Origin of the sequence: Arthrobacter sp. NPDC058288 (genome assembly GCF_042880995.1) — a bacterium.
Lineage (GTDB): Bacteria > Actinomycetota > Actinomycetes > Actinomycetales > Micrococcaceae > Arthrobacter.
In genome coordinates this window covers 246,532-260,086 of the sequence record NZ_JBHVYH010000003.1, presented here as the reverse complement: position 1 = coordinate 260,086, position 13,555 = coordinate 246,532, and the positions used below count along the sequence as shown (strand labels likewise).

At 66.2% G+C, this 13,555-nt stretch carries 13 protein-coding genes; 8 read left to right on the top strand and 5 right to left on the bottom strand.

Annotation, left to right across the window (positions count from 1 at the left end; genetic code table 11):
- Positions 1–62 precede the first annotated feature (62 nt).
- From ACFVWT_RS12170 to ACFVWT_RS12160, 3 genes are all read right to left on the bottom strand, one after another.
- Entirely contained in the window at positions 63–686 is a 624-nt protein-coding gene (locus tag ACFVWT_RS12170; RefSeq protein ID WP_390248067.1) for a LysE family transporter, read from the bottom strand.
- Between the two features lie 9 nt (positions 687–695).
- A complete protein-coding gene (locus ACFVWT_RS12165) occupies positions 696–1,259 on the bottom strand; it encodes a dihydrofolate reductase family protein (RefSeq protein ID WP_390248066.1) in 564 nt (187 codons plus the stop codon).
- Between the two features lie 110 nt (positions 1,260–1,369).
- A complete protein-coding gene (locus ACFVWT_RS12160) occupies positions 1,370–2,185 on the bottom strand; it encodes a methyltransferase domain-containing protein (protein ID WP_390248065.1) in 816 nt (271 codons plus the stop codon).
- A 222-nt stretch (positions 2,186–2,407) separates the two neighbouring features.
- Between ACFVWT_RS12160 and ACFVWT_RS12155 the strand changes: the two genes are divergently transcribed.
- On the top strand, positions 2,408–3,025 hold the full coding sequence (locus ACFVWT_RS12155) for a dihydrofolate reductase family protein (protein WP_390248064.1): 618 nt from the start codon (positions 2,408–2,410) through the stop codon (positions 3,023–3,025).
- Positions 3,026–3,041: 16 nt separating this feature from the next.
- Here the strand turns inward: ACFVWT_RS12155 and ACFVWT_RS12150 are convergent, their stop codons facing one another.
- Positions 3,042–3,545, bottom strand: a complete 504-nt coding sequence (locus ACFVWT_RS12150) for a MarR family winged helix-turn-helix transcriptional regulator (RefSeq protein ID WP_390248063.1) — start codon at positions 3,543–3,545, stop codon at positions 3,042–3,044.
- Between the two features lie 221 nt (positions 3,546–3,766).
- On the opposite strand from ACFVWT_RS12150, the gene ACFVWT_RS12145 reads away from it, so the two are divergent.
- Positions 3,767–5,983, top strand: coding sequence for an MMPL family transporter (locus ACFVWT_RS12145; RefSeq protein ID WP_390248062.1), 2,217 nt, complete (start codon positions 3,767–3,769; stop codon positions 5,981–5,983).
- 13 nt (positions 5,984–5,996) lie between these two features.
- Here the strand turns inward: ACFVWT_RS12145 and ACFVWT_RS12140 are convergent, their stop codons facing one another.
- Positions 5,997–6,926, bottom strand: coding sequence for an NAD-dependent epimerase/dehydratase family protein (locus tag ACFVWT_RS12140; protein ID WP_390248061.1), 930 nt, complete (start codon positions 6,924–6,926; stop codon positions 5,997–5,999).
- A gap of 150 nt (positions 6,927–7,076) precedes the next feature.
- Here ACFVWT_RS12140 and ACFVWT_RS12135 point away from each other — a divergent pair, with 150 nt between their 5' ends.
- The 6 genes from ACFVWT_RS12135 (at position 7,077) to ACFVWT_RS12110 (ending at position 13,357) form a co-directional block, all read left to right on the top strand.
- Complete coding sequence (locus ACFVWT_RS12135) at positions 7,077–7,820, top strand: TetR/AcrR family transcriptional regulator (RefSeq protein WP_390248060.1); 744 nt, start codon at positions 7,077–7,079, stop codon at positions 7,818–7,820.
- A 190-nt stretch (positions 7,821–8,010) separates the two neighbouring features.
- A complete protein-coding gene (locus tag ACFVWT_RS12130; RefSeq protein ID WP_390248059.1) occupies positions 8,011–9,342 on the top strand; it encodes an extracellular solute-binding protein in 1,332 nt (443 codons plus the stop codon).
- Positions 9,343–9,421: 79 nt separating this feature from the next.
- A complete protein-coding gene (locus tag ACFVWT_RS12125) occupies positions 9,422–10,330 on the top strand; it encodes a carbohydrate ABC transporter permease (protein ID WP_390248058.1) in 909 nt (302 codons plus the stop codon).
- A 2-nt stretch (positions 10,331–10,332) separates the two neighbouring features.
- A complete protein-coding gene (locus tag ACFVWT_RS12120; RefSeq protein WP_390248057.1) occupies positions 10,333–11,232 on the top strand; it encodes a carbohydrate ABC transporter permease in 900 nt (299 codons plus the stop codon).
- A gap of 63 nt (positions 11,233–11,295) precedes the next feature.
- Entirely contained in the window at positions 11,296–12,831 is a 1,536-nt protein-coding gene (locus ACFVWT_RS12115; RefSeq protein WP_390248056.1) for an alpha-N-arabinofuranosidase, read from the top strand.
- An 85-nt stretch (positions 12,832–12,916) separates the two neighbouring features.
- Entirely contained in the window at positions 12,917–13,357 is a 441-nt protein-coding gene (locus ACFVWT_RS12110) for a hypothetical protein (protein WP_390248055.1), read from the top strand.
- The last annotated feature ends 198 nt before the right edge of the window (positions 13,358–13,555 follow it).

Sequence of the window (13,555 nt, the reverse complement as noted above, 5' to 3'; positions counted from 1 at the left end):
GCGGCCCGGCCGGCGACGCATGATGCGTTGCAGGCCGGGCCGCGTGCTGGAGGGCCCTGCTCCTAGTGGATCAGCGCGAGCATGATGCCCACGGCCACGAAGAGAACCCCGAAGGTCCGGTTCAGGACCTTCTGCCCGTGGGCGTTGTGCGTGAAACGCTGGAAGGACTTGGCCGCGGCGGCGAAGAAGAACCACATCACCAGAATGTCGATGACCACCACAGTGGCGGTCAGGACGAGATACTGGGGCAGCAGGGGCTGCTCAGGCCTGATGAACTGGGGCATGAAGGCCAGGAAGAAGACGACGGCCTTCGGGTTCAGCAGGTTGACCCACAGGCCCCGGCGGAACATGGAAGCTGCCGGTTCATTCCGGAGCTCGGCAGCTTTCTCCTGGTCCAGGTCCGGCTTGTGCAGGAACTGCCTGATGCCCAGATAGACCAAGTAGGCCGCGCCGGCGTACCGGATGACGTTGAATGCCACCGGCGAGCTTGCCACCAGGACACCCACGCCCAGGGCCACGATCAGTACGTGGATCACCAGTGCAGCCTGCTGGCCCAGGATTCCCCAGATTGACCGCCGGAAACCCGAATTCAGCGAGTTGCTCATGGTGTTGATGGCACCCGCTCCGGGGGTGAAGCTGATCAGGACGCCGGCGCCGGCCAGGGCCAGCCAAAGGGAGGGTTGCACCCATCCAGTTTAGGGGCGCTGGACTGAGGGGCGGACGCCGTAGCTGAGGATCATGTTCCCCTTGCTGGTCCGCTGCGAATCCTGCAGCTCCAGCCGCGTCACCGGATCGCCGTCTTCAAACAGCCGCCGACCGCTTCCGGCAATGACCGGGTGCACCATGAGCATCAGAGAGTCGAGCAGCCCCGCGAAAAGCAGCTGCCGTGTCAGCGAGATGCTGGCGAACACGGCAATTTCGCCGCCGTCGCCGTTCTTGAGGTTGACTACGAACTCCTCAAGCGGTGCGTCCATAAGCCGGGAATTCTGCCATTCGAGTTCGCCCGACAAGGTCCTGGAGGCCACGAACTTCTGCAGGGGATTGATGAACGCGCCGAAGTCGGCGTCAGCGGCCGCGCCGGGCCAGTAGCCGGACCACTGCTCGTAGCCCACCCGGCCCAGGAGTCCGGTTTCCACCCTGGCCATCATTTCGTTCATCCCGGCGCCGAGTTCCTCGTCGAAACTGTCGAACTGCCAAAGATTGGGGGATTCAACCACCCCGTCCACAGAGTAGAAAAGGCCGGCGGTCAACTTGCGCATGGGGATTCTCCTCGCTGATGGTCTTCCTGCATCCTAGGTACGGATGGGCCGGCGGGGAATGGGTACCGCGATTTATCGCGCCACACCGCCCGTAACTGGACGTGGCGAACCTAGGCCCGCGCGATGATCTCGCCGTTCGGGATCAGGAACCAGCCGTCGTCAGTGGAACCCCAGCGGTGCCAGCCCGCGGAAATCCGGGCAAGGTCGGCGGCGTTGGCGAAGCCGTATTCCAGGGCCTGGTCCGCGAACGCCGAATGCAGGACTCGCTCGCCCCAGACCCGGGCCTGCCAGCGGCGCTGCTGGCCCGTGGCGTATAGCCAGTTGCTGCTGGAGGGGGCCACGTCCGTGAACCCGGCGGCCTGCGCCCACGAGACCAGCCGGCGTCCGGCGTCGGGTTCGGCTCCGTTTCGGCGGGCAATGCGCTGGTACAGCTCCATCCATTCGTCCAGTTCCGGGACGGCGGGGTACCAGCTCATGCCGTGGAAATCGGCGTCGCGCACTGCGACGATGCCTCCGGGCTTGGCGACCCGGCGCATTTCGCGCAGGGCCTCCACGGGGTCCGTCAGGTGCTGGAGGACCTGGTGGGCATGGACGACGTCGAACGTTTCGTCGTCGAAGTCCAGATCGTAGATGTTTCCGGCCACGAAGCCGACGTTCTCCACGCCGCGTTCGGCGGCAAGCGCGGCGGCGTGCGCGATCACGTCAGGGGAGCGGTCCAGCCCGGTGACCTGCCCCGGCGCCACGAGGCCGGCGAAGTCGCAGGTGATGCTGCCCGGCCCGCAGCCCACATCCAGCACCGAAGTGCCCGGGGTGAGGTATGGGATCACGAACGCGGCGGAATTCTCTGCGGTCCGTGAGGCATGGGCGCGGACCACGGACTCGTGGTGTCCGTGCGTGTACACGTCTTCAGGCTGCTGTGCACTCATAAGGAAACGCTACCGCTCCGCCGGGAAAATGCGCGGCAATCGAGCGGACCAAAACAAGCAGTTGTCGTGACTCGGCCGGAGCCTTGCCGGACACGTGGCGGGCCTCGCGTCGAGCCGTTGATAGCCGTTGTCCCGGAGGCAGCCGCGTGGCAAGCTCGAAGTGATCCCGTCGTCGCCGGGTCGATGACTGCCGACGACGGGCGACAGAGGACGGAGCACGGCATGGGACTCATCCACATCGACCTGTTCACCACGCTCGACGGCGTCGCGCAGGCGCCCGGCGGTCCGGAAGAGGACCCTGCAGGCGGGTTCGCGTTTGGCGGCTGGCAGGCGCCGCTCATAGACGAAGTCGTTGGCGAACAGGTCAACTCCGGGATGGCGGGGATGGACGCGCTGCTGCTCGGGCGCCGGACCTACGACATCTTCGCCGCGTACTGGCCGCACGAGGACGGAAGCATCGCCCGGCTGTTCAACAGCCTGCCGAAATACGTTGCCTCGCGCCGGACGCCTGCCCTAGAGTGGGCCGGCTCCACGTTGCTGGGTCCCGACGCCGTCGCCGCCGTGCGAGAACTGCGCGACCGGCACGAGAACATCCACGTCATCGGCAGCCTCGACTTCGTGCAGACCCTGTTCGCCGAGCGGCTCTTCGACCGGCTCACGCTCTGGGTGTATCCGATCCTCCTCGGCGGGGGCAAAAAGGTCTTCGCCGACGGGGTGGTTCCGACCAACCTCACACTCATCGAACCGGTGGTTGCCTCACCAAAGGGTGCGGTGCTGCAGCGCTACGCGATCGCGGACGGCACGCCAGGCGTCGGCGACATGTCGGCCGCCGAGCAGTAGGCGGCGCAGCCAGGCTTCACCCGCCCATCCCCTCGCCCTGCCCTGCCGCTTCCTGTGCCGCACGGATGGTCGCCTGGGTCATGGATTCCATGAAGCGTGCCGCCACCTCGAGTTCCGCGGGGGTGAATTCAGCCATGGCCGCGCCCATGTGGCGGGCCAGCGGGAGGAACATGGCACCGCCGTCACGGTAGGCCTTCGGCGTCATCCGGAGCTGGACCTGCCGGCGGTCGGAGCCCAGCCGCTCGCGGACCACATGGCCGGACTGGTCCAGCCGGTCGATCAAGGCCGTGGTGGCGGGGGAGCTGAGGTGGAGTTCCTTCCGCAGGACGCCGGGTGTGACCACCGTGCCCTTGGCGGCATGCCGCATGATGACGGCCAGGGCGTTCAGGTCCGTGCGATGCATGTCATTCCGGCCGCCCGCGGTGTCCACGTAGCGGTTGGCTTCCAGCGTGAACTCCTGAAGCAGCAACACCAGCGCCGGGGGGCCGCCGGGAGTGCGGACTGCGTCGTCGTCTGCCATCCCTGCCTCCCATCTATTTCCCGGGCTGTTCTTTATGGCCGCCGTCCTGAGGATCTTACTTCAGCCCGGTGATCCGGCAGCCTGACATTGCTTCCGGGCCGGGCCGCCATTCCCGCGAGACCGGAATCTTCAAAACAAGCTAGCCTGGCACTTATCTCCATGAGAGAGATAATCTATGCTGGAATAAATTCTACTCCCGTCCACTACCTCCAGAAGGAACCATGAAACCCAAACCCCACTCCCGGGAACGCGTCCCGTTCTGGCTCCGCTGGCTGGTACCCGTATTGCTGGTGCTGACCTGGCTGGCTGTCGCCGGTATTGGCGGCCCCACCTTCGGCCGGCTGGACGAAGTGTCGTCCAACGACCAGGCCTCGTTCCTGCCGTCCGGCGCAGAAGCCACGGAGGCGCAGGACTGGCAGGCAAAGTTCAGGGACTCCGACGAAATTCCGGCCGTCATAGTCGTCGAGAGCGATTCGGCCTTCACGCCTGCGCAGCTGGGCGAGTCGGCCGCCCTCAAAGCCAAGCTGGAGGAACTGCAGGCAGTCGGCACCGTCATCGGGCCCATCCCGTCGAAGGACGGCGATGCGGTCCAGTTCGTGGTGCCCATTTCCTCTTCGGGCGAGGTCAAGGAAATCGTCCAAGAGCTCCGCGACGAGGTCAAGGCGTCAGCTCCGGAAGGAATGCGGACATTCGTAACCGGCCCCGCGGGGCTGACCGCGGACCTGGTGAGCGCCTTTGCCGGCATTGACGGCATCCTGCTCCTCGTGGCCCTTGCCGCCGTGTTCATCATCCTGCTGATTGTCTACCGCTCGTTGCTGCTGCCCATCGCGGTGCTCTTCACGTCAGTGTTCGCGCTCTGTGCGGCGATCCTGCTGGTCTTCGGCATGGCCAAGCTCGGCTGGATCCAGCTCAACGGCCAAAGCCAGGGAATCCTCTCCATCCTGGTCATCGGCGCAGCCACGGACTACGCGCTGCTGTATGTCGCCAGGTTCCGCGAGGCGCTGACCCACACCACCAACCGCCCCGCCGCTGTCCTCACGGCCTGGAAAGCCTCCTTCGAGCCCATCCTGGCCTCCGGCGCAACCGTGATCATCGCGCTGCTGTGCCTGCTGTTTTCCGACCTCAACTCCAACAAGGCGCTGGGCCCGGTGGCGGCAGCCGGCATCCTGTGTTCGCTCTTTGCGGCCCTCACGCTGCTCCCGGCCCTGATGGCGTTGCTGGGCCGCGCCGCCTTCTGGCCGTTCCGTCCCAAGCTGGTGCCCGAGACCGAACGCGAACCTCGGTTCGTCACCGGCCTCGAAGGCCAGAAGGGGCTGTGGCGGGCTACCGGTTCCCTCGTGTCCCGCCGGCCCCGTACTGTCTGGATAGCCTCCGTGCTGCTGCTCCTGGTGGCATCCGCGGGCATCCTGCAGCTCAAAGCCAACGGGGTGCCACAGACAGACGTCATCCTCACCGCCTCCAATGCGGTGGACGGCCAGGACGCCCTGGCCCGCCATTTCGACGCCGGCTCCGGCAGTCCCGCGGTGATTGTCGCCGACGAAGCGAAAGCGCAAGAGGTGCTGAACAAGACCAAGGCGACCGAAGGCGTCGGCGACGCCTACCTCCTGGCGGAGGGAAGCGTGCCGATCACGGGGGCGCCGGGCGCCCCGGGCACGCCCGATGTCCGCGAGGGTAAGGTGCTGATCAACGCAACCCTGAACTACGCAGCCGATTCCAATGATGCCGAAAACGTCGTGGTGAAGCTCCGCGAAGACCTCAAGAAGATCGACGCCGGCGCGCTGGTGGGCGGCGTAACCGCCACGGCCCTGGACACCAACACCACTGCCCAGCGCGACCTGGTGGTCATCATCCCCGTGGTGCTGGCCGTCATCCTGGTGATCCTCATGCTGCTGCTGCGCTCGGTACTTGCCCCGGTCCTGCTGGTGGCCTCGGTGGTCCTTTCCTACGCCGCCGCCTTGGGCGTATCGGCCCTGGTGTTCAACAACATCTTCGGGTTCCCCGGCGCCGATGCCACGGTGCCGCTGTTCGGCTTCGTGTTCCTGGTGGCCCTGGGCGTGGACTACAACATCTTCCTGATGAGCCGGGTCCGGGAGGAATCATTGAAGCACGGCACCCGGCCGGGAATCCTGCGGGGCCTCGGCGTGACGGGCGGCGTCATTACGTCCGCGGGCGTGGTCCTCGCCGCGACCTTTGCGGCCCTTGGCGTCATCCCCATCATGTTCCTGGTCCAGCTCGCCTTCATCGTGGCCTTCGGGGTCCTGCTGGACACCGTGCTGGTCCGCTCACTGCTGGTCCCGGCGCTCTCCTACGATCTGGGCCGGCGGATCTGGTGGCCCGGTAAGCCGGCCCGGCTGGAGGACGACGAACGGGCGCTCGCCGGCTCGCGCGGCGACGAAGGCAGCCTGGAGACCGACCTGGAGGGCGCCGGGCGCAGGTAGGCGCGCTGCGGCGTCACGCCTGCGCCCGCCACCACCCCACCGTTGCCGCTGCAGCTTCCGGCAGTGGAGTCGGGCGCAGGCCCAGGGCGGACTCGCTGGCGCGCGAGTCCATCACGAACGGCCGCTCGAACTGATAGAGCATCTCGGCCAGCTCCCTGGTGCCGGCGGAGAAGAAACCCATGGCCCGGAGGAGCCAGCCGGGAACGGCGCCCACTTTGGGTGCCGGCGCCCCGCCGGCTTCCGCGAAGGCCGCCGCAAGCTGGCGCTGGGTGACGGCCGGGCCCGTGGGCGCGTGCCACACCCGGTTCCACAGGGACGGCGTCCGGGCGGCGCGGATCATGGCCGCGGCAAGGTCCGGCACATACGTGAACGAGTGCGGCTGGTCCGCGCTGCCGATCACCAGGATCCTCCTCCCGGCCAGCACTGCCGGCACCATGCGTTCGCCGGCGTGGGCGGTCCGCACCCGCGGCCCGAAGAAATCGCCGGCCACCACGCTGACGGTGTTCGTGGGTGACGCCGCGCGCCCCTTCAGCAGGGCCGTCCGGACCCCGCGTTTTCCGCCCTGCGCCTCCCGCGGGCTGTCCTCCGCCATCACGTCGTCCGGCCGGCTATAGGAGTAAAGGCTCTCCGGAAATACGACGACGGCGCCCGCCTCGCCGGCGGCTGCCAGCACCGCTTCCTCCGCCGCCGGAAGCTCCTGCGCCCACGCGTCCGCAGCGTAAGCGGAGCCGTGGATGCAGTGGAAGACGGCGGACGCCCCTGCGAAAGCCTCGCCGAGCAGCGCGGGGTCGGAGACGTCCACGGACATCCTGTCGATGAGGGCGTGCTCCGGGCCGCTGCCGGAGCGCGTCAGGACCCGCACCCGCTTCCCCTGGCCGGCAAGCTGCTCCGCCACGGTCCAGCCAACAGGGCCGGCGCCGGTGACCACATACAGTTCGGGCATTGGATTCTCTTTTCTCGGGATGTTCAGTCTGCTTGGGTTCCTTGTGAGAGAGCAGTGCTCTCGAAAATAAGAATGCCCTGACCGGTGCAGCAAGTCAAGAGCGCTGCTCTCAATTGTTGACACTGCTCTAAGGCGTGGAATGCTGGAGGCATGCCAGCTACCGATGCCGCCACCCCGCCCCTCCGCACTCCCAGGGAGCGCGCCAGGGCGCAAACCGTTGACGACATAGTCCGCCTGGGGCGCGAGCACCTGGCCCTCCATGGAGCGGCGGCACTGTCGCTTCGGGCCGTGGCCAGGGATCTCGGCGTCGTGTCCTCCGCCGTGTACCGTTACGTGCAAAACCGGGACGAACTCCTCACCCTGCTGCTGATCGACGCCTACGGTGAACTGGCTGACGACGTGGATGCCGCCGTCGGCCGCGTTGCGGAGGGGGACTTCCCCGGGCGCTTCCGGGCGCTGGGCCGCGCCGTCCGCGCGTGGGCCCTCCGCGAGCCCGCCCGCTACGCCCTGCTCTTTGGCAGCCCGGTGCCCGGGTATCGGGCCCCGGCGGAGCGCACCACGGAACCCGGGACCCGGGTGATCTACAGCCTGATGGCCCTCCTTGACGGCGCCTGGCGGGCCGGCGCCCTGGGGTCGGAACCGGGCCCCGCAGCTGCGGCGCCTCCGGCCGCGGTGCCTTCGGCTCTGGCTGCCGACTTGAAGGCCATCCGCGAAGAGCGGGGCCTGGCAATCCCGGACGGGCTGCTGGCGCGCGGAGCGCTGGTGTGGACGTCACTTTTCGGGGCTATCAGCTTCGAGGTGTTCGGCCAGTACGGCGAGGGAACCTTCTCTGCGAAGGACGCGCTGTTCGAACATCACCTGCAGGTGCTTGCCGGCATCGCCGGGCTCGAATAACGGCTGCTGCACGTGGGGGCAGAAGAGTGGCGGCTACCACTTTGTGAGCGCTAACAAATTTTCCTTGTATCTCAATTTACAACGATATAAAGTGTGTCTCAGCCCACAGCCGCCAGGCCCGGCCCAGCCGGGCCGCAGGAGCCCGGACGGCCGGCGATCTTTTCCAACGGCTACGTCCAAAGGAGTGACGGTGAAGCAAGTTGATTCACGCCCGATGCAGATGACCCGCAGGCAATTGCTGCTCGGGGGCGGTGTGCTCGCAGGCAGCCTTTCGCTCGGCGCCAGCCTGACTGGGTGCGGAGGTGCGGCCCAGGCGGCGGGGAACGATATCCGGTTCTGGCACCTCCTGTCCGGCGGGGACGGCATCAAGATGATGGCCATGATCGACAAAGTCAACGCAGACCACCCTGACTTCAGGATCAAACCCACCGTGCTCGCATGGGGTGCGCCGTATTACACCAAACTGGCCATGGCCTCTGCGGGCGGACGGCCGCCGGAGGTGGCTGTTATGCATGCGGCCCGTGTGCCCGGCTACGCTCCCGGCGGACTGCTGGACGCCTGGGACCTGGACCTTTTGGCGGAGTTCGGCGTACGCCCGGAAGACTTCGGCCCGAGGATCTGGGAAAAGAGCCAGTTCAATGGCCAGGTATTTTCACTTGCGCTGGACTCGCACCCGTTCGTGATGCTCTACAACACCGAGCTGGCGGACAAAGCCGGAGTGCTGGGGAAAGACGGCCGGCTGGCGGAGATCTCATCGCCCTCACAATTCCTCGAGGTGAGCCGCGAACTGCAGCGGGTCACCGGCAAGCACGGGCTCTCCTACGGGTACCTGGGTGACGGCGCGCAGATGTGGCGCCTGTTCTATACCCTCTACCGCCAGCACGGCGCGGACTTCGTCCTGGATCCCGGGACGCCCGCGCAGGTGGAGCGGGATGTTGCCATCGACTGCCTGGAGTTCATCACGTCCCTGCTGGACAACACGATTTCCACCAAAAGCGGCGACGGCGGAACGGCCATCGCGGAGTTCGCCGGCCAGGGTTCGGGGTTGCTTTTCACCGGAGTGTGGGAGCTGCCCACCATGAAAGCGGCCGGTGTTCCGCTCGGTGCCAGCACCATCCCCACCCTTTTCGGAACGCCGGCGGCCTTCGCCGACTCGCACTCGTTCGTGCTGCCACACCAGGCTTCGCTGGACGAATCCAAGCGCCGCGGCGTGTATCAGTTCGTCGCCTCCATGCTCAAGGGCTCCTTGAGCTGGGCGGAGGCCGGCCATATTCCGGCCTACCAGCCGGTGGTGAAGTCCAAGGAGTACGCGGCCCTGACCCCGCAGGCGGATTACGCGCACGCAGCGGACATCATCAACTACGACCCCGAAGCCTGGTTCACCGGTTCCGGGTCCGATTTCCAGGGCTATTTCGCCGAAAACGTCCAGAACGTGTTCCTTGGACGGGACAAGGCCGCAGACGGCTGGGATGCCTTCATGAAGCGCATCAATACAGTCCTCGCGATGCCGAACCCGGTGTGAGCACCAGGCCCGGCAACGCCGCCGAACCCCGCTTGAGAATCGACGTGAGCACCAACCCGCCTGTGACAAAGGAGTCCCCATGAGCACCGCCCGCACCATAGCGCCCGCCGCGAGATCCCGGCGATCCAGGCGTGACAATATCCACGGCTGGGCCTTCTCCGCCCCGTTCCTCGCCTTCTTCCTGATGTTCCTGGTCTGGCCCATGATTTCCGGCGCCGTGATGAGCCTCACCGGTAAGTCCCTCACCGGCGCCAACAGCGGGTTCATCGGCCTGGCCAACTACACCGAGGCGTTCGCCGACTCGGACATGTGGCGCTCGCTGGGGAACACCCTGTACTTCACGCTGATCAGCACCGTGCCGCTGGTGGTCATCGCCCTGGCGCTGGCAGCGCTGGTGAACATGGGCCTTCCGGCGCAGTGGCTGTGGCGGCTCTCCTTCTTCTCCCCGTTCCTGCTCGCCTCCACCGTGGTCTCGCTGTTCTTTGCCTGGATGTACAACCCGGAGCTCGGGCTGTTCAACGACATGCTCGCAAATCTCGGCATTCCGCCGGTGGCGTGGCTGAACGATCCCGCAGTGGCGATGTGGGCCGTCGTGATCGCCACCGTGTGGTGGACGGTTGGCTTCAACTTCCTCCTGTACCTGGCCGCGCTGCAGAACATCCCGCAGCAGCACTATGAAGCCGCCTCGCTCGACGGCGCCGGAGGCTGGCGCCAGTTCTTCTCCATCAGCCTTCCCCAACTCGGCCCCACCACAGTGATGATCGTGATCCTGCAGATCCTCGCGTCCTTGAAGGTCTTCGACCAGATTTACCAGATGACCGAGGGCGGACCGGGTGGAGCGACGCGTTCCATCGTCCAGTACATCTTCGAGGCCGGTTTCACGGGCTACCGGCTGGGCTACTCCGCAGCCATTTCCTACATCTTCTTCGGCCTGATCCTGCTCATCGCGCTGGCGCAGGTCTTCATCACACGGAAAAGGAGCGCCTAGCCATGGCCACCACCACACTTTCCAAACCCGCGCTCCAGCCCAAGGGCCATGCCGAAACCGTGACCAACCGGCGTGCGAAGGCGCCGCTGTCCCGCGTCCTTGCCACCGTCGTCGTGTCTGTCCTCGCTGTTGCGTGGCTGGTGCCCTTTGCCTGGGCCACTGTCACTGCGCTGAAGAGCGAAACCGACGCCGCGTCCACCCCCATCAGCTGGATTCCGGCGTCGGGCTTTACCCTCGATGCCTTTGCCAAAGTGCTGCAGAGCGGCAACATCCCCACCTGGACGCTCAACTCGCTGTTCACCTCCGCGGCGATTACCGCCATCACGCTGGTGATTTCCGCGTCCGTGGCCTACGCCATTTCGCGGATCGAATTCCGCGGCAAGAGGATGCTGATGGGCGTGATCGTGGCCTCCATCATCATTCCGCCGCCGGTCCTCATCATCCCGCTGTTCCAGCAGATGCAGTCGCTGAACCTGATCGACACGTACTGGGCGCTGATCCTGCCGCAGGTGATCCACTCGCCGATGGTGTTCGTGCTCAAGAAGTTCTTCGACCAGATCCCGCGGGAACTCGAGGAGGCGGCGCTGATGGACGGCGCCGGAAGGCTGCGGATCTTCACCACGATCGTGCTGCCGCTCTCCCGGCCCATCCTGGCCGCCGTGGCCATCTTCGTGTTCATCGGCGCCTGGAACAACTTCCTCTGGCCGTTCATTGCCACCAATGAGAGCTCGCTGCTCACCCTGCCCGTGGGGCTGCAGACCATCAAGAGCGCCTACGGGATCCAGTACGCCCAGAACATGGCCTCCGCGCTGCTGGCCGCTCTTCCCCTGATTGTGGTGTTCCTGTTCTTCCAACGCCAGATCATCAGGGGCGTGGCCACCACCGGCCTCGCCGGCACCTAGTCCGGGCACCTCGTCCGACCGCCGCACCATCCAACCCAAGCCAAAACCAGGACTGGAGTAAAAATGTCCCGCGCACGCATCACCATTGACCGCGACTTCACCGTAGCTGAGGTTCCCCGCCGGATTTTCGGATCCTTTGTTGAACACATGGGCCGCTGCGTCTACACCGGCATTTACGAACCGGGACATCCCCGGGCGGACGAGCGCGGCTTCCGCCGCGACGTCATGGACCTCGTCAAGGAGCTCGGCGCCACGGTGGTCCGGTATCCCGGCGGCAACTTCGTGTCCGGCTACAACTGGGAGGACGGCGTCGGGCCCGTGGCGGAGCGGCCGCGCCGGCTCGACGGCGCCTGGCATACCCTCGAGACCAACGCCTTCGGCCTGCACGAGTTCGTGGACTGGTCCCGCGAAGCCGGCGTGGAGGTCATGGAGGCCGTCAACCTCGGCACCCGCGGCGTGGATGCCGCCCGCGAACTGGTGGAATACGCAAACATCCCCTCCGGCACGCGGCTGTCCGACCTCCGCCGACAGAACGGCCACGAGGATCCCTTCAACATCAAGCTGTGGTGCCTGGGCAACGAGATGGACGGTCCCTGGCAGATCGGGCACAAAACTGCGGAGGAATACGGCAGGCTGGCGCAGGAAGCCGCCAAGGCCATGCGCCTTGTGGATCCGGACATCGAACTCGTGGCCTGCGGCAGCTCCAACTCGGGGATGCCCACCTTCGGCGCCTGGGAGCAGACCGTCCTGACCCACGCCTACGAGCAGGTGGACTACGTCTCGCTGCACGCCTACTACCAGGAGCACGACGGCGACGCTGGCAGTTTCCTGGCCAGCGCCGTGGACATGGACTACTTCATCGAATCAGTCGTCGCCACCGCGGACGCCGTCCGGGCCAAGGGCAAGCACAAAAAGCACATCAACCTCTCCTTCGACGAATGGAACGTCTGGTACACCCGGCCGGGCGACGCCGACAGCCCTGAACAGGTGGGCAAGCACGGCTGGCGTGAGCACCCCCGTGTGATCGAGGATCAATACAACGTGACGGACGCCGTCGTCGTCGGTACGTTCCTAAACTCCCTGCTCCGCCACGGTGACCGCGTCAAGATCGCCAACCAGGCGCAGCTGGTCAACGTGATTGCCCCCATTCTCAGCGAGGAAAACGGTCCGGCGTGGAAGCAGACCATCTTCCATCCTTTCGCCCGCATGGCCGAACTGGCACACGGGCAGATCCTCCGGCTGGCCGTGGACTCGGACAAGTACAGCAACGCCAAGTTCGGCGATGCCGACCTCGTGGACGTCAGCGCCACCTGGAACGAGGAAACCGGCCGCATGGCCTTGTTCCTGGCCAACCGCGGGCTTGAGGAAGCAGCGGACATCGAGGTGGTCCTTCGAGGATTCGATGCCCGGCAGGTGGTCCGGGCCGACGTGCTCCGGATACCCGATGGGGCGGACCGGTTCGTCACCAACACGCAGGCCAACCCCCATGCCGTGGGGCTCACCCCGCTCGAAGGTGTCAAGGCTGCCGGCGGTGAAGTCCGCGCGAGCCTGCCGGCGCTGTCCTGGGCGGCCATCGAGCTGGAGGTCGTGCGCAACTGACGTCCCCCTGTTGGAGCGCCGGGCGGATGGATAGACTGCCCCTGCACCCGTCCGGGCGCCCGATGCTTCCAGGAGGGAACCGTCAGTGTCAGAGAACAGCGAAAAGCCCCAGAACAGCGAAAAGCCCCAGAACAGCGAAAAGCCCCAGAACAGCGAATACGTAGCGGAGCGCAGCACCGAACCGGCGCCGGCAGTCGAAGGTGACAGCGGCCAGTACGTCGACGGAGACTACGGCAAGGCCGGACTTGCGCATGAGGCCGAGGCCGCAACCGGCGACGGCGAATATCCCGAAGGCGATTACGGAACCGCCGGGGACGTCGAGGAACCTGCCGGTGCCGTGGAAGGCGAATACGAAGCCGGCGACTACGGCAAGGCCGGCACGGCCGGGGAGAACCTGGTGATCCCGGAGGACGCTGAGTATCCGGACGGCGACTACGGCAACGCCGGTACTGCCGGTAAAGCCGGTAAAGCCGGCCCCGGTGCTGCCGGCCCCGGTGCTGCCGAGGAGTCCGGCGACGTTCCCTGACAGCCACTGACCCGGCGGCCGGCTTACCCCGGCCGCCGGTTTCACGCACAGCGAAACCGCAGTCACGCGGCCGCGATAGACGTCGGAAAACCGCGGATTGCCAGCCTTGGAGTGCTCCATGGGCGCCCACTTCACGCTGGCGGCCCAGTGAGTTGAGCGTGGTTGACTCAACTTTGGATTGACTTAAATCCGACCCTG

Coding starts and splice junctions, on each gene's coding strand:
- ACFVWT_RS12165 (WP_390248066.1), bottom strand. CDS start 1,259: ATGCGCAAGTTGACCGCCGGCCTTTTCTACTCTGTGGACGGGGTGGTT.
- ACFVWT_RS12160 (WP_390248065.1), bottom strand. CDS start 2,185: ATGAGTGCACAGCAGCCTGAAGACGTGTACACGCACGGACACCACGAG.
- ACFVWT_RS12155 (WP_390248064.1), top strand. CDS start 2,408: ATGGGACTCATCCACATCGACCTGTTCACCACGCTCGACGGCGTCGCG.
- ACFVWT_RS12150 (WP_390248063.1), bottom strand. CDS start 3,545: ATGGCAGACGACGACGCAGTCCGCACTCCCGGCGGCCCCCCGGCGCTG.
- ACFVWT_RS12145 (WP_390248062.1), top strand. CDS start 3,767: ATGAAACCCAAACCCCACTCCCGGGAACGCGTCCCGTTCTGGCTCCGC.
- ACFVWT_RS12140 (WP_390248061.1), bottom strand. CDS start 6,926: ATGCCCGAACTGTATGTGGTCACCGGCGCCGGCCCTGTTGGCTGGACC.
- ACFVWT_RS12135 (WP_390248060.1), top strand. CDS start 7,077: ATGCCAGCTACCGATGCCGCCACCCCGCCCCTCCGCACTCCCAGGGAG.
- ACFVWT_RS12125 (WP_390248058.1), top strand. CDS start 9,422: ATGAGCACCGCCCGCACCATAGCGCCCGCCGCGAGATCCCGGCGATCC.
- ACFVWT_RS12120 (WP_390248057.1), top strand. CDS start 10,333: ATGGCCACCACCACACTTTCCAAACCCGCGCTCCAGCCCAAGGGCCAT.
- ACFVWT_RS12115 (WP_390248056.1), top strand. CDS start 11,296: ATGTCCCGCGCACGCATCACCATTGACCGCGACTTCACCGTAGCTGAG.